17 protein-coding genes are annotated in these 18,397 nt (G+C 29.8%); 16 read left to right on the plus strand and 1 reads right to left on the minus strand.

The genetic code is table 11. From position 1 onward, the window contains the following. The first annotated feature begins 97 nt into the window (after positions 1–97). The 5 genes from CLMAG_RS01985 (at position 98) to CLMAG_RS02005 (ending at position 6,182) form a co-directional block, all read left to right on the plus strand. Positions 98–2,032: a sigma-54-dependent Fis family transcriptional regulator gene (locus CLMAG_RS01985; RefSeq protein WP_066617200.1), complete on the plus strand. Its 1,935-nt coding sequence runs from the start codon at positions 98–100 to the stop codon at positions 2,030–2,032. Positions 2,033–2,218: 186 nt separating this feature from the next. Continuing rightward, the gene (locus tag CLMAG_RS01990) at positions 2,219–3,292 is read left to right on the plus strand and encodes a 2,3-butanediol dehydrogenase (RefSeq protein ID WP_066617201.1); all 1,074 of its coding nucleotides are present in this window, start codon (positions 2,219–2,221) and stop codon (positions 3,290–3,292) included. Between the two features lie 508 nt (positions 3,293–3,800). Then, a complete protein-coding gene (locus CLMAG_RS01995; RefSeq protein WP_066617202.1) occupies positions 3,801–4,214 on the plus strand; it encodes a C-GCAxxG-C-C family (seleno)protein in 414 nt (137 codons plus the stop codon). A gap of 15 nt (positions 4,215–4,229) precedes the next feature. Continuing rightward, the gene (locus CLMAG_RS02000; RefSeq protein WP_066617203.1) at positions 4,230–5,141 is read left to right on the plus strand and encodes a DNA-3-methyladenine glycosylase family protein; all 912 of its coding nucleotides are present in this window, start codon (positions 4,230–4,232) and stop codon (positions 5,139–5,141) included. A gap of 318 nt (positions 5,142–5,459) precedes the next feature. Next, positions 5,460–6,182 (plus strand): TVP38/TMEM64 family protein, encoded by a 723-nt coding sequence (locus CLMAG_RS02005; RefSeq protein WP_066617204.1) that lies wholly within the window; start codon positions 5,460–5,462, stop codon positions 6,180–6,182. Here CLMAG_RS02005 and CLMAG_RS02010 read toward each other — a convergent pair. Beyond that, a complete protein-coding gene (locus CLMAG_RS02010; RefSeq protein ID WP_066617205.1) occupies positions 6,179–6,838 on the minus strand; it encodes a TIGR01906 family membrane protein in 660 nt (219 codons plus the stop codon). The two genes, CLMAG_RS02005 and CLMAG_RS02010, sit on opposite strands and share 4 nt — an antisense overlap. Positions 6,839–7,180: 342 nt before the next feature. On the opposite strand from CLMAG_RS02010, the gene groES reads away from it, so the two are divergent. The 11 genes from groES (at position 7,181) to CLMAG_RS02065 (ending at position 18,177) form a co-directional block, all read left to right on the plus strand. Beyond that, positions 7,181–7,465 carry a co-chaperone GroES gene (gene groES, locus CLMAG_RS02015; protein WP_066617206.1) on the plus strand — a complete coding sequence of 95 codons (285 nt, stop codon included), beginning with the start codon at positions 7,181–7,183 and terminating at the stop codon, positions 7,463–7,465. A gap of 54 nt (positions 7,466–7,519) precedes the next feature. Continuing rightward, the gene (gene groL / locus CLMAG_RS02020) at positions 7,520–9,148 is read left to right on the plus strand and encodes a chaperonin GroEL (protein ID WP_066617209.1); all 1,629 of its coding nucleotides are present in this window, start codon (positions 7,520–7,522) and stop codon (positions 9,146–9,148) included. Positions 9,149–9,288: 140 nt separating this feature from the next. After that, positions 9,289–9,786, plus strand: coding sequence for a prepilin-type N-terminal cleavage/methylation domain-containing protein (locus CLMAG_RS02025; protein ID WP_066617212.1), 498 nt, complete (start codon positions 9,289–9,291; stop codon positions 9,784–9,786). Between the two features lie 206 nt (positions 9,787–9,992). Then, positions 9,993–11,672 carry a GspE/PulE family protein gene (locus CLMAG_RS02030; RefSeq protein WP_066617214.1) on the plus strand — a complete coding sequence of 560 codons (1,680 nt, stop codon included), beginning with the start codon at positions 9,993–9,995 and terminating at the stop codon, positions 11,670–11,672. Positions 11,673–11,702: 30 nt separating this feature from the next. Next, the gene (locus CLMAG_RS02035; protein ID WP_066617225.1) at positions 11,703–12,896 is read left to right on the plus strand and encodes a type II secretion system F family protein; all 1,194 of its coding nucleotides are present in this window, start codon (positions 11,703–11,705) and stop codon (positions 12,894–12,896) included. Positions 12,897–13,004: 108 nt separating this feature from the next. Next, positions 13,005–14,450 carry a pilus assembly protein PilM gene (gene pilM / locus CLMAG_RS02040; protein WP_066617228.1) on the plus strand — a complete coding sequence of 482 codons (1,446 nt, stop codon included), beginning with the start codon at positions 13,005–13,007 and terminating at the stop codon, positions 14,448–14,450. 16 nt (positions 14,451–14,466) lie between these two features. Continuing rightward, entirely contained in the window at positions 14,467–15,186 is a 720-nt protein-coding gene (locus tag CLMAG_RS02045; RefSeq protein WP_066617231.1) for a hypothetical protein, read from the plus strand. Between the two features lie 104 nt (positions 15,187–15,290). Next, on the plus strand, positions 15,291–16,721 hold the full coding sequence (locus CLMAG_RS02050; protein ID WP_066617234.1) for a prepilin-type N-terminal cleavage/methylation domain-containing protein: 1,431 nt from the start codon (positions 15,291–15,293) through the stop codon (positions 16,719–16,721). An 84-nt stretch (positions 16,722–16,805) separates the two neighbouring features. Continuing rightward, positions 16,806–17,186 carry a type II secretion system protein gene (locus CLMAG_RS02055; protein ID WP_066617241.1) on the plus strand — a complete coding sequence of 127 codons (381 nt, stop codon included), beginning with the start codon at positions 16,806–16,808 and terminating at the stop codon, positions 17,184–17,186. 10 nt (positions 17,187–17,196) lie between these two features. Then, positions 17,197–17,679 carry a PulJ/GspJ family protein gene (locus tag CLMAG_RS02060; protein WP_066617244.1) on the plus strand — a complete coding sequence of 161 codons (483 nt, stop codon included), beginning with the start codon at positions 17,197–17,199 and terminating at the stop codon, positions 17,677–17,679. 24 nt (positions 17,680–17,703) lie between these two features. Further along, positions 17,704–18,177, plus strand: a complete 474-nt coding sequence (locus tag CLMAG_RS02065; protein ID WP_066617249.1) for a pilus assembly PilX N-terminal domain-containing protein — start codon at positions 17,704–17,706, stop codon at positions 18,175–18,177. The last annotated feature ends 220 nt before the right edge of the window (positions 18,178–18,397 follow it).

The raw sequence follows: 18,397 nt of genomic DNA on the forward strand, positions 1-18,397 counted from the left end.
AGAAATTGGATAAACTTGATAGAATTCAAGCATATGAAGATTCTTAAGGTTTTCTTTATGTTTATATATTAAATGGATTAGTATGAGGGTGAAAAACGTGAAAAATTATGTAGATTTTATATCCGATGCTTGGAATGAATTTATTAAAGATGGACGTATAAATCCTGAGGTAAGAAATGAAATTGCAGAGTCTTGGCGAAGATGTAAAGGTTATAAAGTTGATCCTATGGATGGAAAAGGAAACTTTAACTATAGAGCTTCGGAAAAACTAAAAATTGAAGAAAATGCACAATTAATTTCGGTAGCACGTCCTGTAATGGAAAATGTATATAGTATTGTTGAAGGTTCTGGATTTGCTATAATGTTGGCAGATAAAGATGGATATATTATGGACATAATTGGTGATGATGATATTATGAGGATGGCAGATGAGTTAAATTTCGTAAAAGGACAACTTTGGACGGAAAACATTGTAGGAACTAATGCCATTGGGACGGCGCTATTTTTAGATAAGCCTATGCAAACTATAGGAGCAGAGCATTATGGAATAAATCAACATGGATGGACCTGTTCTGCTTCACCTATTCATGATGAAGATGGAAATATAATAGGATGTATTAATATGTCTGGAAAGTCTTCCAGTGCGCATTCTCACACACTTGGTATGGTTACCTCTGCTGCTCAGCTAATACAAAAACAAATGGCGCTAACTATCTCTAATAAGCTTATGAATATTACTTTTGACTCTATATGTGAGGGTATGATTGTTCTAGATGAGAAACTAAATATTAAAAGGGTAAATGATAGAGCAATTGAAATTCTAGAAGTAATGCACAAAGAAATAGTGAAAATGAATATTAAACAGTTAATGAATAATTTTAACTTTAGTGAAATAATAAATGGGGATAATATATCTTACAACAATATAGAGTGTGATTTTTATATAAACATGAAAAGAGTAAAATGTATAATAAATGCTGTACCAATGAAAGTAACTGATAAAGTTATAGGGATAGTTATAACCTTTAGAGAGGTACAGGATGTTCATAAACTAGTAAGTAAAGTAATTGGATATAATGCTTCTTATAGGTTTCAGGATATCATAACTGAAAATGAAAGAATGAAAGATATAATTAAGTTCGGTAAAAAGATAGCAAAAAGTCATAGTAATGTTCTTATTGAAGGGCAAAGCGGCACAGGTAAAGAACTTATTGCTCAATCTATACACAATTATAGTAAAAGAAAAGAGGGGCCTTTTGTTGCAGTAAATTGTGCATCTATACCTAGAGAATTAGTAGAAAGTGAGCTCTTTGGATATGAAAAAGGAGCCTTTACTGGAGCTTCTAAGGAAGGACATCCTGGAAAATTTGAACTTGCAAATGGTGGCACAATATTTCTAGATGAGATCGGAGAATTGCCTTTAGATATACAAAGCAAGTTATTAAGAGTATTAGATAATAATAAGATTATAAGAATTGGCGGAACCTATGAAAAACAATTGAATATAAGAGTTATATGTGCTACAAATAGAGACTTAAAGGAAGAGATAAAAAGAAAAAATTTTAGGGAAGATCTCTATTATAGACTAAATGTAATGAGCATAAAAACCATACCTTTAAATAATAGAAAAGAAGATATAGATGTATTAGTTAAGCATTTCGTAGAAATTTTAAATGCTAAAAGTGGAGAGCAGCATAAGAAAGTAGGTAAAAACTATTTAGATAAATTAAAGCAATATAATTGGCCGGGAAATGTAAGAGAGCTTAGAAATGTAGTGGAGAGAGATTATTATTTAAGTGATGAAGATTTTGTTTCCTCATATGATGAAGACACAATGATAACTATTAAGGACAAACTTACAAGTGATGAAAATGAATTAAATATTATTCCGATGCAAAGATTAGAAAAAGAAACTATTCAAAATGCACTTAAAGCTTGCGAAGGAAATATAATGAAAGTCACAAAATATTTAAATATAAGCAGATCTACCTTATACAGGAAAATAAAAAAATATAACATTAACAATAAATAGATAGAAATGTGTCAAAATGAGAAAGATATTTCTTATTGTGTCAAAATGACACAGTTAAAAGTGTATCATATTGACACCTTAGAAACAAAAAGAACCTATTGATAGGTTCTTTTTATTTTGGCATAACACTTGCTAATATATGTATGTGAATAGATTAACAACTATGTTAAATTTGGAGGGATAATTATGAAAGCAGCATTATGGTATGGTAAAAATGATGTTAGAGTTGAAGAAATTGAAGAACCAAAGGCAGTAAAGGGCACGGTAAAAATTAAAGTTGAATGGTGCGGAATTTGTGGTTCAGATTTACATGAATACTTAGGAGGACCTATATTCATTCCGGTAGGCCAACCTCATCCACTAAGTGGAAATACAGCACCTGTAGTTTTAGGGCATGAATTTTCAGGTGAGATAGTTGAAATCGGTGAAGGTGTAACTAAATTTAATGTTGGAGATAGAGTAGCTGTTGAACCAATTGTAGCTTGCGGTAAGTGTGCTGCATGTAGAGAAGGAAAGTATAATCTCTGTTCGTCTCTAGGTTTCCATGGACTTTGTGGAAGTGGCGGTGGATTTGCAGAATACACTGTGTTCCCGGAAGAATTTGTTCATAAAATTCCAGACAATATGTCCTATGAACAGGCAGCATTAATAGAACCTATGGCAGTAGCACTTCATTCAATAAGAATGGCTAATTTTAAAACTGGAGATACAGCCATAGTATTAGGTTCAGGTCCAATAGGTCTTGCAACTATAGAATGCTTAAAAGCAGCTGGTGCAAAACTTGTAGTAGTTTTACAAAGAAAATCAATAAGACAGGAGTATGCAAAAAAAGCTGGTGCAGACGTAGTACTTGATCCAAATGAGGTTAACATAATTGAAGAAGTTAAAAAGCTTACAGATGGAGTTGGTGTTGATGCAGCATTTGAAACTACAGGCGCTAAAATAGGCTTTAATACTGGGCTTGAGTGTTTAAAGTTTGAAGGAACTATGGTAGTAACAAGTATTTGGGAAGGGGAAACAAGCTTTAATCCTAATGTTTTAGTATTCACAGAAAAGAAAATAGTTGGAACAATAGCTTATAGACATGAGTTCCCGGCAACAATTGCTCAAATGAGTGATGGAAGAATTAAAGCAGAAGGATATATTACAAAAAGAATATCCTTAGATGATATAGTAGAAGAAGGATTCGGTGCTTTAACTGGACCAGAAAAGAAATCACACGTAAAAATACTTGTAACTCCAAATAAATCACTTCTATAATTATAGATAAATTTGTTCAGTTGTTGACTTATTCATTATCCAGAAACATTGAGATATAAGGCTTTTGATAAGAGAATAAGTCAACTTTTAAGCACATCTATCTATATAGGACTCCAAGTCGGAACTTTAACTTATACTTCGGAATATGTAACCAAACCTCAGCACTGTTAAAAACTTTTAATCAATCTAAAGTTCGTGTTTCGTAAAATCTAACAATATTCGACAAACTCGCTTACGCTCAGACAATCGAATATTCTAAGATTTTATGAAACACTTCACTAAGACTGATAAAAAAGTTTTTAAATGTGCTTCAGTTTTGGTGACATATACCTACGCATAAGTTAAAGTTCAAGTTAGAAGCCCTATAATCAAAATAACCTTAATAGGCTACTAATGTAAGCGAACACGTTAATAGCCTATTAAGGTTATTTTCTATTAGCTAAATTAAGTGGAAAAAAATAGCATTATGGTGTATAATTGAAAAAAATAATGATAAGAGGTGGAGATTATGTTATTAGATAATGTGAAAAAGTATTATGGTAAGGAATATGATTTTAATTGTGCTGAAACTATGCTTTATGCTGCAAATGAAGAATATAACTTAAACTTAGATAAGAATGCATTAAAGACAATGGCAGCTTTTGGAGGCGGAATGGCAATTGAAAGCATATGTGGTGCTGTAACTGGTTCTTTAGCTGTTTTAGGAATTATGTTTACAAAGGAAAGAGCTCACGAAAGTGAAAAAATGAAACAACTTTCACAGGAATTTTTTAAAGGGTTCGAGGACAAACTAAATACAAGCAACTGTAAGGAGTTAAAGGAAAAGTATAGAAATGATGAGATAAGATGTAGTTCAATACTTTATGCTGCTGCAGAGGTTTTAGAAGATATTGTTGTAAAGGAAAGAAATAGTGTGGACTAAGAGGAGTGAACTGTAATGGACTTTAGCCATGTAGAAGGTTTTGCAGATCATGTAGTAATAAGAGATGTTAGAAACTTTGAATTAGCACATATTTTCGAATGTGGTCAATGCTTCAGATGGAATAAGCAGGAGAATGGAAATTATATTGGAGTAGCCTTTGGAAAGGTAATAGAAGTAGAAAAAAGAGAAAATGATGTGATAATCTACAATACAACAGAAGAAGACTTTAAAAATATATGGGCTGATTATTTTGACTTATATAGAGACTATGGTGACATTAAAAATATATTAAGCAAAGATCCTCTTCTAGAAAAGTCAGTGCTGTTTGGAAATGGAATAAGATTATTAAGACAGGACCCGTTCGAATTAATTGTATCTTTTATAGTATCTGCTAATAATAGAATACCTATGATAAAGAGGGCCATTGATAAGATAAGTGTTAAATGGGGAGAGGTTATTGAATATAAAGGTAAGGAATATTATGCATTCCCAAGTATTGAACAGTTAAGTGCGGCATCACAAGAAGAAATTGAAAAGTGCGGTACTGGTTTTAGGGCTAAATATATAAAAGACACAGTAAATAAGATTTATTTAAATAAAATAGAACCTAGCGGTGAGTATGACGAAAAGTACAGCATAGAGTGGATTAAAGAACAGAATGACGATGAATGCCATAAGGAATTACAAAAGTTCATGGGAATAGGACCTAAAGTAGCTGATTGTATAATGCTTTTTTCAATGCAAAAGTATTCAGCCTTTCCTGTAGATGTATGGGTAAAAAGAGCAATGCAGCATTTCTATTTGGCACCAGACGTATCTCTGAAAAAGATAAGAGAATTTGCAGTAAATAAATTTGGTGAATTATCAGGATTTGCACAGCAATATTTATTTTACTATGCTAGAGAAAATAACATAAATGTGGAATAATTCATCTAAGAATCAAGCAGAGTTTGAAACTCCATCTGATTCAAGTTTTTACTTCATAATATGTTTTTCAAGTCTAGTACAAAAAAGGATTTAGTACTGAAAACAAATTTAATTTCAGTATTAAATCCTTTTTATTATAATTTATAAAAATGTACATAATAAGATAGACGAACTGAAAATTCAATTGTATTAATAGTAGAAGTAGTAAATGTAGCACTAATCGACCACTATATTAATTATATATTGAATATTACAAGATTTGACTTATAATTAGAGATAACTTTTAAAATATACATTTTTAAGGATTAGGGTGGATATATGTACAAAAAGTTTCATAAAGAAAGTTTAAACAAACTGTCGAAAAACAAATCATACATAATTCTTGGCTTGATTTTTATCTTTTTAATTTTTATAGCCTATGAGTACTATCATAGATATTTTTTGCTATTTAAAGATCCAGCTAAATTGAAAAAAATAATAATGTCCTATGGTAAATACAGCGTACTTGCTTTTTTTATTCTTCAAGTTATTCAAGTAGTTGCATTCTTTATTCCTGGAGAAATTGTTCAAATTGCAGGTGGATATATATATGGTACCACTTTTGGAAGTGGATTATCACTTTTAGGAATAACAACAGGAAGCATGATGGTTTATTTTATTTCTAATTTTTATGGAAAACCATTAATTGATAAGATAATATCCGATAAGGATTTAAAGTTTTTTCAAAGGGTTTTAAATCTGGGAAAAATAAATTCTATAGTTTTTTTATTGTATCTGATACCAGGTATACCTAAGGATGTATTAGCATATATATGTGGGGTATCGAATATAACATTTAAGAATTTTATATTTTATTCTACTTTAGGAAGAATACCTGGCATCTTTATATCTGCTTATTTTGGAGCAAAAATTAATTCGGGAAACCGTATTACTTTAGTTGCTATAGGAATTGTAGCTGTAGTTTTATTTTTAATAGGCATATTTAAAGGAGAAAAAATAATATCAAGTATAGTTAGAAGTAATTCCTCTAAGGAAAGTTAGGAATATCCTTTAGAGGAATTAATTTTTTTATATATTACTCTCAATATTACACTCCAGCATAATACTAAGATTAATATAAGAATAGAACAGTGGAGAAAATATTCTTCAGGTAAAATATTAATTACAGGATCTGTTTGTGGACTAAGAAGCCAATAATCATTATTAAAAAATATCTCATGAAACCTATCGAAAGACTTATTAAAGTTTATGAAAAATGCTGTTAATATAAGCAAGCAGCAGAAAAAAAGAAGATTTGAGCACCACTTTAAAGGTGAAAAGTCTCTATTTTTTTTCATGAAATATGCTCCAAGTGCAATAAATAAAGTAGATATAAGGAGTATATAATCAAGGTTGGTAAATAGTTTTTTTACTTCTTCAAAGTGAATTATTCCTTCTCTGGATGAGATTAAAAGAGGAATTTTGAAGCCAGTAGGTTTAGGAGTATTGATATAGTTTATTAAATAATCATAAGTGGATTTAATTTGCTCTATATTTAAATTAGTATATTTTTCGATATTTAAATATTTTATATCGAAGTAATAAAGAGGTTTAAAGTTTAATGTAACCTTTACTGAAAATATAAAAACAAACAGAAAAAGAAAAATAGTTAATAATAGCTTGGAAAAATAATAGATGTAAGTATGTGTAGTTCTCATATATCTTTAAAATCTCCCATAAATTTTGATTTTTTTATATTATTTGTATTATATCCATATAAATAGATAATAATATAGAAGTATGCTTTTGTGTGTGAAAATTTTATGTATAAACAGTATAGTAATGTAATCAATAGAAATAAGGAGAAATATTTACTAATTTTATTATAAATCGGCCTATTTGACAATAAACAATTTAATAAGTATGAAATTGGAGTTTGAAAATATAAAAACTATTGATTATTATAATAATTGTATTAGCACTCAATCATGACGAGTGCTAACAAGATAAGTTAATAAATTATTTAAAATAAATTCTACTATTTTAAGGAGGGGTTTATAATGAATATCAGACCACTTGGAGACAGAGTTGTTATTAAAAGAATTGAAGCTGAGGAAACTACAAAAAGCGGAATAGTTTTACCAGGAACAGCAAAAGAAAAACCACAGGAAGCTGAAATTGTAGCAGTAGGTCCTGGCGGAGTAGTTGATGGAAAAGAAGTAAGAATGGAAGTTAAGGTTGGGGATAGAGTATTATTCTCAAAATACGCTGGAAATGAAATTAAAGTTGAGGGTGTAGAATACACTATACTAAGACAAGACGATATACTAGCAGTAGTTGAGTAATTAAATTCTAAGCGTGTTAAATAGAAGATAGAAGTTATAGGGAGGTTTTTTAAAATGGCAAAAAGCATTTTATTTAGTGAAGAAGCTAGAAGATCTATGCAAGCAGGTGTAGATAAGCTTGCTAATACTGTTAAAATTACACTTGGACCAAAAGGAAGAAACGTTGTTCTTGATAAGAAATTTGGTGCACCACTTATAACAAATGATGGTGTTACTATAGCAAGAGAAATAGAATTAGAAGATCCATATGAAAATATGGGAGCTCAACTTGTTAAAGAAGTTGCTACAAAGACAAACGATGTAGCAGGAGATGGAACAACTACAGCTACATTATTAGCTCAAGCTATAATAAGAGAAGGATTAAAAAATGTTACAGCTGGTAGCAATCCAATGCTTATAAGACAAGGTATAAAAATAGCTGTAGAAAAAGCTGTTGAAGAAATCAAGAAGATTTCAAGACCAGTTGAAGGAAAAGAAGACATAGCAAGAGTTGCTGCAATATCAGCTGCTGATCCAGAAATCGGTAAGCTTATAGCGGATGCTATGGAAAAAGTAGGTAACGAAGGTGTTATCACTGTAGAAGAATCAAAATCTATGGGAACTGAGCTAGATGTAGTTGAAGGTATGCAGTTCGATAGAGGATATTTAAGTCCATACATGGTAACTGATACAGAAAAAATGGAAGCTTCAATTGATGATGCGTATATCCTAATAACAGATAAGAAAATATCAAACATTCAAGATATATTACCAGTACTTGAGCAGATAGTTCAACAAGGTAAGAAATTATTAATAATCTCTGAAGATATAGAAGGAGAAGCATTAGCTACTCTAGTTGTTAACAAATTAAGAGGAACATTTACTTGCATAGGAGTAAAAGCTCCAGGATTTGGTGACAGAAGAAAAGAAATGCTTCAAGATATAGCTATACTTACTGGCGGAGAAGTAATTTCAGAAGAATTAGGAAGAGATTTAAAAGAAGCTACAATAGAAATGCTTGGAAGAGCAGAATCTGTTAAAGTTTCAAAAGAAAATACTACTATAGTAAATGGAAAAGGCGACAAAACAGCTATCCATAACAGAGTAGCACAAATAAGAAAGCAAGTTGAAGAAACTACTTCAGATTTCGATAGAGAAAAATTACAAGAAAGACTTGCAAAGCTTGCAGGTGGAGTAGCTGTAATCAAAGTTGGTGCTGCAACTGAAACAGAATTAAAAGAAAGAAAATTAAGAATAGAAGATGCTTTAGCAGCTACAAAAGCAGCTGTTGAAGAAGGAATCGTTGCTGGTGGTGGAACTGCTTATGTTAATGCAATTAATGAAGTTGCAAAATTAACTTCAGATGTTGTAGACGTTAAAGTTGGTATAGACATAATCAAAAAAGCTCTTGAAGAACCAGTAAGACAAATAGCAACTAATGCTGGAGTTGAAGGTTCAGTAATAATTGAAAAAGTTAGAAATAGTGAAGCTGGAATAGGGTACGATGCTTTACATGATACTTATGTAAACATGTTAAAGGATGGTATAGTTGACCCAACTAAGGTTACAAGATCAGCACTTCAAAATGCTGCATCTGTAGCAGCAACATTCTTAACTACTGAAGCTGCAGTAGTTGATATTCCAGAAAAAAATGCACCTGCAATGCCAGGAGCACCAGGAATGGGTATGGACGGAATGTACTAAGATTAAAATGAAACGTCATGTGTTTTCACATGGCGTTTTGTTTTTACAAAAATTATTTATATAAGAGGAATAAGATAACTTTATGTGGATAAGATAACTTTAAAGGATGGCAGCTTTAGCTTTAAGGAGGACAGTGTCTTATGAAAAGAAAGGGATTTACTCTAATCGAACTCATGATAGTAATTGCTATTATTGCAATACTTGCAGTAGTACTAATACCAAAATCTCAGCTTTTTAAGAATCAATCTAAGAATGCAGGAGTAACTACAAATGTTAATACGGTAAGAGGATACTTAGAAACAAAGGTTTCAATTAATGGCTCAGCTAATTCATATTTAAGTGGCTCTGAGTTAAATAGTGCAATGACTACAGCATTCATTTCAAATACTGATAATTCACAAAAATTAATTAATCCAATTAGCAGTAGTAGTGATGCTTTTACAGTCATTGTAGATGGAGCTACCTTTACAGGAACAGGAATTCCGACAACAAGCATTTCATCTTCATATTCTGTTCCAAGTGTAGTGAAATCAACTACTTATGCAGGACAAGTGATTGTAGATGTTCATACAGATGGGTATGTGGTATATGGCATAGATAATGCTGGATTGCCAACACAAGTATTTATAGTGAAGTAATACGGATAAAGGGGTTGTTACACTAAAAATAAATACTACAATATACTGTGCTAATTTTAAACTTGCAAAACAATATATTGTATGTAAAGTTCTTAATATAACAGCCTCTTTATCTATTTATACATGAATATTATATTAAAAAAGTATAAACTGGACTTCGATGATAGAAATTATAATTAATAATGATTTGAAGAGAGGTCTAAGATATGGCAAAGATAAAAAAGCGTTTAGGAGAAATACTTATAGATGCAGGTGTTATAACTGAAGATGTATTACAAAAGGCTCTTATTATACAAAGAGATAGCGGTGGAAAGCTTGGCGAAGTACTTGTAGATAGAGGATTCACAACAAATGAACAAATAGTAAATGCAATAAAGCATCAATTAGAAATCCCCCTAATTGATTTAGATAGTATCAACATAAAACAGGACATTATAGATATTATATCTGTAAATATTGCAAAGAAGTATGAGGTAATTCCAATAGATATTTTAAATGGATCTTTATTAATTGCAATGAGTGATCCCCTAAATTATTTTGCTATTGCAGATATTAAATTAGCCACAGGATATAATGTGAAGATAGCAATTGCACTCAGAAATAGCGTACTCGAGAATATAGAAAAGTATTATGGAAGAAGTAGAGCTCAGGAAGCAGCACATAGTTATAGTAAAAATTATATTAATAAAAATGAGGATAAGGATAATGAGATAGTAGATGAAGCTTCTACACCTATAATAAAATTTTTGAATACAATAATCGAGAATGCCACATTATATAATGCTTCTGATATCCATATAGAACCAGATGAAAGAGAAATGAGAGTCAGATTTAGAGTGGATGGGATTTTAAGAGAAATTATGAAGGCAGATATAAATATGCTTGCCGCTGTAATAAGTAGAGTTAAAATAATGGCTAACTTAAATATAGCAGAAAATAGAATTCCTCAAGACGGTAGAATTATTTATAAATCAAGGAATAGAAGTATTGATATAAGAATCTCTACTGTGCCAACAATTTCAGGAGAAAAAATTGTTATGAGATTGCTGGATAAAAATAATTTTTCAATGGATTTAGAAAAACTTCAATTAGGGCAAGTTGACTTAATTAAATTAAAGAGAATGATATCAAAGCCATATGGAATCATACTAGTAGCTGGACCAACTGGCAGTGGCAAAACAACTACAGTGTATTCAATTCTAAATGTTTTAAATGAGGTATCTAAGAATATAATAACAATCGAGGATCCAGTTGAATATAAATTAAAGAGCATAAATCAGATGCAGGTAAATACAAAAATAGGTTTTGATTTTTCAAGTGGATTAAGAAGTATACTTAGGCAGGATCCAGATATAATTTTTGTAGGAGAAATAAGAGACGGTGAAACAGCAGAAATATCTATAAGATCATCGCTTACAGGACATATGGTCCTATCTACAGTGCATACGAATAGCTCAATATCTACTATTACCAGACTTTTAGATATTGGCATAAAGCCATTTTTAATATCAGCTACTTTAATAGGAGTTATATCCCAAAGATTAGTAAGAAAAATATGTCCTAATTGTATTGAAAAATATATAAGTGATGAAAGTGAAATGAGGGTTTTAGGAATAGGTGAACCTGTTACTTTAAGTAGAGGAAAGGGTTGCAGCTTTTGTAATAATAGTGGGTACAAAGGAAGGATAGGTATATTTGAAATACTGGAAATAGATAAGGAGATAAAAAATCTTATAGATAATAATACTTCCGTTAGTATAATTGAAGAACTGGCTATAGAAAAGGGAATGAATGTTCTAAGAAAATCCTGCGTTAGTAAAGTTCTTCAAGGATTAACTACAGTTGAAGAGTTGCTTAGAGCAACCTATGGAGAAACAAGTCAATAGTAGAGTAAATAAATTTTGAAGGATGATTCTATGAAGAAATTTATATATAAGGCTTGGGATCAACAGTTCAATATAGTAAAAGGAATTGAAGAAGGGGCTGATATTGAAAGAGTTATAGAAAATATAAAAATGAGAGATTTGAAAATAATATATGTTAAAGAAAAAAATACTTTATTAAAGTTGGCACTTTTAAAGAGAACTTTGAATGATGAAGCCTTGGCTAATTTCTGTGGACAAATAGCAATGATTATAAACTCAGGTGTAAATATTTTAAATGGATTAGAGATTATGGAGCAGCAAGCTAAAAATAATAACATGAAAAAGATACTAAGTTCATTAATTGAAAGCATTAAAGGAGGAAATAGCCTGTCAGCAGCAATACAACAGACAGGAAGTTTTCCAACATTACTTATAGATATGCTTATAACAGGAGAGGTTAGTGGTAATTTGGACACAATACTTTTTAATATGGAAGGATTCTACATAATGGAGGCTAACATAAAAAGTAAGATTAAAAGTGCATCTATATATCCATTATTAATTTTAATAGTATCAATTGGCATGGTGGTTTTTTTTGATTTTTTTATATTTCCAGATTTAAAGGATATGTTTACAGATGTAAGATTACCTCTAATTACTACATGGCTGTTGCAAATAATGAATTATATAAATAGCAATTATTTATTTATTATTATATTTGTAGTTTTAATAGTTATACTTATAAAATATGCTATAACTATACCTCAAGTTAAGTATATTATTGATAAAGCTAAGTTAAATATTCCTAGTATAGGACTATTAAATAAAAATATTATTACCTCAAGATTTACAAGAAGTATGGGTATATTTCTAAAATCAGCAGTATCAATTGTAACAATAATGGACAATATGAAGGCCGTTATAAGTAATGAATTTATTTCTACAAAGATAGAGAATGCTAAGATTAAGCTTGAGGGTGGTATGAATTTTTCAGAAGCAATAGAAGATGAAAATGTTTTTGATCCTCTTGTAATACAGATGATGAAAGTTGGAGAGGAGACAGGAAGACTTGATGATATGATGCTAAAATTAGCTGATAAGTATGATGAGCGAGTAGATCTGCAGATTACCAGAATTATGGCTTTAATCGAGCCTGTTTTAACCTTAGTGATTGGAAGTATTGTAGGTATAGTAATAGTTGCAATGGCACTACCTATAATGCAAATGACTCAAAACATGAAATAATGTAAGTCTTAAAGTACCTATAGATAAGTTGCTAAAAGTTTAATAATCTAGGGTATAGTCTCTGTTGTTAAATTATTAAGTTAACTATCTGTAATAGGAGGTAGACATATGTTTTATAGAATAGTATTCAGCTTTAAAGAGAATTATGCAGATATTGCAGTTATACGGAGAGGGATTAATTCAATAAAAATAAAAAAAGCAATTAAAATACATGAGCATAGTGAAACTAATATATCATCTCCGAGCTATGCTTTTGAAGAAAGTCTAAATAAAATAAAGGAACTTAGGGAAAAAACTAAGATAAGAAACAAAGATGTAAATATAATATTAAATTGGGATAATATTATAACAAGAGTTATAGAAACCCCAATAATGAATAAAAAAGAATTAAAAAAGTTTATTGATAATAACATAGAGGACTATTTCGCAGTCAGTATGAATGATTATTGCTATGATTATGAAGTTATATGTTTAGCCAAGAAAGGTGAAAAGGGAAAAATGTCAATAATGCTAGCTGCAGTTCCTCGAAGCAAAGTGAAGGAAATATTAGATTTTATTAAATTATGTGGGCTAAGCCCTAAATCAATTGGAATATATCCTAATTATATATCAAATCTTTTTGATGATGAAAAAGATAAAAGCATAGCCGTATTAGATGTTAACAATAAGAAAAGTACTTTAACAATACTTGATAAAGGAGAAGTATTTCTTTATTCTAATATTCCTAATGAAAGCTATGATTCTGATAGGGAACAGTTTGTTGAGTTGTATGAGAATCTGGAGTATTTTTTAAATTTTTATTCTACAAGACACTTTGGAAACAGAGTTGATAGGATATATATTCTTGGTGAATTATATAATAATGAAAAACTTTTAAATTTAATAAATAGTCAAGTTTCCATGGAAGTTGTCAGTGGTCTAAGTGGTAGATTACTGGAACTAATTAAAAAGAGTCCTGTTAACGGAAATATATACTCCGATATTATAGGATCATATACTTCAATAAAAAATATATATAATAAGAAAATTGATTTTGCGGATAAATTATTCAGAAGAGATAAAAAAGAAAGGTCTGTTAATAGATTAATACTATTAGAAATAGAGGTATTTTCTATAATAACAATATTTGTTACTCTGCTATTTTTTATATATTCTAAAATAAGTATTCAAAGATATGATACAACCAGTATAGATAGAAAGATAAATCTTATTAGCAGCATAGAAAATGAAGCTAAGGAATTGGAAAGTGAAAAACAGCTTTATGAGAATAAAATTGAAAATATGAAAAAAATTCAAAAGGATGAATTTGATTATATTACAATATTTGATAGTTTAAGAAGAGGAATGCCTCAGGATATATTAATTAAAAGCATTACTGTAGATAAAGAAAATGTAAATATAACAGTTAGTATAAATAATAGTACCTTAGATGGTGCTAAGACAATCATTGCTCTAAATAAAATAAATATATTTGAACCTGTTGAACTCCCACAAATAAAACTTAATGATGATTTAAAGGAACTTAGAGTTAGTCTCAAAATTAAGAAAACTTAGAGGGATGTGAATCCAAGTGGATAAAAACAAAAAAGATTTGATGATTTTAATAGGAATAATATTTATGGGAATTAATTATTCTATATACACATATTTCATAGCAAATCAGTTAGATAGTTTGGAGAAAGCTAAAAGTAAATATTTACAAAAGCAACAAAAGTTAAATGAGCTTAACAGCAAAAAGGAAGCTATAAAGAATGAGAAAAATGAAGTAGAAAAGCTAAAAAATCAAACATCAGATTTTAATAATAAAGTACCTTCACAAATTAATACTCCCCAGCTAATATACGATTTTTATACAGGATGTAAAATTTATGATATTTCTGGAGAAAGTGTATCCTTTCAATTGTTGAATCAAGAGGAAGTTCCTAATAATCAGAACAAGGTAACCACTGGAGATGTAAATAAAAATACAAGTGAGAGCTTTTTTACACTTACAATAGAACTAAACGTAATAGGTGAGAAAGAAAAAATAGAAAATTTTATAAAAAATTTAGCTAACTTGACTACTAGACAATTAAATGTAAAAAGCATAGCTATAGCTACTGTTGAAGAAAATTTAGCAAATCAAAGTTTGATAGAAGATCTATTAACTAAAAGCAAACTTTCCGCTGATATAGTTTTTTGTCAATATATTCAAAAAAATAAAAAATATAACACGAAGGAGGATTATAACTATGAATTTTATGACAGCAAAAAGGAAGGGTTTAAAAATATTTCAGATATGTTTAAGTAAATGAGAAAGGTAAGTAATTGAGTTGGAAAACTACTTTTTCAACTTTTAATTCTATAAGATCATATTTTGTAAATATCCATATTGGACTGCAAGGTGGGATAAAGATGAGGCGAAAGAACGGGTTTACATTAATAGAAATTATGATAGTTATATCAATTATAGGATTACTTTCTATGATTATAGTACCTAAAGCAGCAGCTATAAAACAGCAATTAAAAGACACTAGTGTGGGCACTAATGTGTTACTAACCAGAAGCTATCTAGAAAATAGATCAGGTAAGGATGGAATTTCTTATCAAGTATCCATTGACTCAAATCAAACTAGCTCACAGGCGCTGGCTACTATATTAAGCAATATTGCTGCAGATATGGCATCTAGCTTTTCAGGCAGCAATAATTTAATTAATCCTTTCAATAGCAGCGCTACTATATATTCAAAGGGTAATATAGCCAATATCACAGCTTCTTCCATCTCATCAGTTTTGATATATTATAATATTGATAATTTACCTTCGGATAACAATACAGTAAATAACAGCGGTAATTTACCAAAGGGAATAGGATTAAAGGGTAATGTAGTTATTATTATTTATAGTACGGGATATGTGTTATATGGTGTTGATAGTAGTGGACAGATGAGTAATATGTATATTATTAAATTTCCACCTACTCCTCCTAGTGCCCAAAGTGGGGTGATTCCTGGAGGTAGTGACAATGGCGGAAATCAAGGCGGGAATGACACAAATCTCACGAAGAATATTGGTGATGTAGTTAGTTACATTAAAAGTATTTCTATAGAAAATATAATAAAAGGAGTGCCAAATGGGCAAATGTGGAATATAATTCAAGGACCTTTATATGATAGTTTGATGAACAAATTTACACCAGGTAATTCGGCTAAACATATTGTAAATCCGTATTTTCTAAATATTGATACAATAGGCAATGAAAATTCATGGGTGAATCCCAATTTAAATTATTCTATTATTTCAGTGCCACAACCTACGTCAGATATAGATACTAAATATTCTAACAGACCAGGAACTGTAATAGTCTATGTAAAAACCTCAAATCCTGTTGGATATATAGTATACGGAGTAGAGCAAAAGGGTAATAACGTTGGATATACTACAATTAATTTATCTACTGAAGTGACTTCACAAATGACACAAACCTTAGCAAATAATGTTTCAGCTGTATATAATGCTTTAGTAAGCCATGTTAACGCTAATGTTGCCGCTTCACCATATAATAATCAGGATACTATGAGTAGTCTGGCCCTTCAGCAGCTTCAAGGCTTAACAATAAATAATGCGTATATAACCAGCTGGAATAGTAAAAAGATAGTTAGCAGCACCACTTTTAGCAGCGGCTATGGAGTAGTAATTGGTAAATATATTACAGGAGGAGATTTCAAGGACTACAAAGGCACTGTAATTGTAGATGTATTGGATGACGGCAGTGGATATGAAATATACGGTGTGGATTATGGTGGCAATAAATATGCTTATATGAGATTAGTTAGTGGCAAATAATAATCTTAGAGCTTATTAGGGTTTGATGTATATAACAATTATAGAATTACAAAATAAAAATTTTAGGGATATAGAGGTTTAACAATGAAGAAAAAAGCCTTTACTTATATAGAAGTTATGATTGCCATTACCATATTTTTGATAATGTCTATTTTTGTAATTAGACTTAATATTGCAGCAAATAAAAAAATTAATATGCAAGTTGATAGACAAAATATGATGATGGAAGCACAAAAGCTTTTGGAAAAGTTTAAAACTACTACAACAGGCATTGGTATCTATGTAGATGATAATTATTTGCATAATAAGTATGAAAAAATCGATGGATATAATGTTATAGTTCAAGTAAAAAATCTTAATAATCAAGGTCTGCCAGAACTATTAGAAGTTACTGTAAGAATACGTAAAGATATAGCTGATAAAAATAATGAAGTTGTATTAACATCTCATTTTTTAAAAAATTAAGAGGAGTTATATGAAGAAAAAAGGATTTACTTTAATTGAATTAATGATAACTATAGCAGTATTTAGTGTTTTTTCTATGTATCTTTATCAAGTTTTTTTTTCACAGATAAGAGAGTCCTTTAGTTTTAACAATAATATTAATGTTCAATATAATGCAAACAAAGCTTTAAATATGCTCACAGATGAAATTAGAAATTACAGTTTTACCAACTTGATTTTTCAAGGCTCAAGTAGCATAGGGGTAACTCAGGTAAGCTCAAATGGCAAGGTTTTAATTGATTTGAATTCAAGCACATCTAATCCTGATATATATTATAATAGTTTAAGCAAGAGTTTAAGTGATAATAATGGTAATCAATGCTTTAATATAAATTCTATTCAGCTTGTGAAAGGAACGTCAAATGATGAGAATGAACTAATATTAATTGTTGTATCAGCTTCAAAGGGAAAAACTCAGATAACCAGTTCTACTGCAGTAAATATAAAAAGATAATGTAAAAAGTAAAGGAGGGATTTTTTGAAAAAAAAAGGTTCTGCTCTTTTAAGTGTTGTTATTATTATGATGATAACTTTTATAATGGCTTCATTTATGGTGGAGGTTAGTATTAAAAATAATAGAATAGCGATGGATAGACTTAATAAAACAAAGGCCTATTATAGTGCAGAAACAGGTATTTATGATTTTATAGATTATATTAATAAGAATAATTGCAATGTAGCTAGTGGAACTATAATAACAAATCTCTATAGTAATGGAGGACTTTATGGTGATAACCTGGCAGTGTATAAAGCAAATCTTATGAGCTCAATTACTAGAAATGATGTAGGTAATTCAAAAATCTATAATTTTTCTATTTATTCTAATGGAAGCTGTAGTTCTCAGGGATATGTTATTGTTGCCAGTGTGTCTATAGTATATACAGATAACGAAACGGGAATTTATAATTATTCATCTTATTCTATAAACTCCAAGAAGGTTTATAGGACCTAAGTTAGGTATAGATAATTAATTTTACTAAAGTGACAAATTATAATAGCGGGAAATTGAATTGATAATGGTATTATATCTTTCTATAATTACTTATGGTAGAGACATATAATTAATTGATGTAGACTATTATCAGAGGGCTAGCATAAGCTTGAATTAGACAATATAATAGTATATAATTAACTACAAATGAGAAAAAATGTTTATTGTTAGATATTTTAAC

It is taken from the genome of Clostridium magnum DSM 2767, assembly GCF_001623875.1.
Lineage (GTDB): Bacteria > Bacillota > Clostridia > Clostridiales > Clostridiaceae > Clostridium_AM > Clostridium_AM magnum.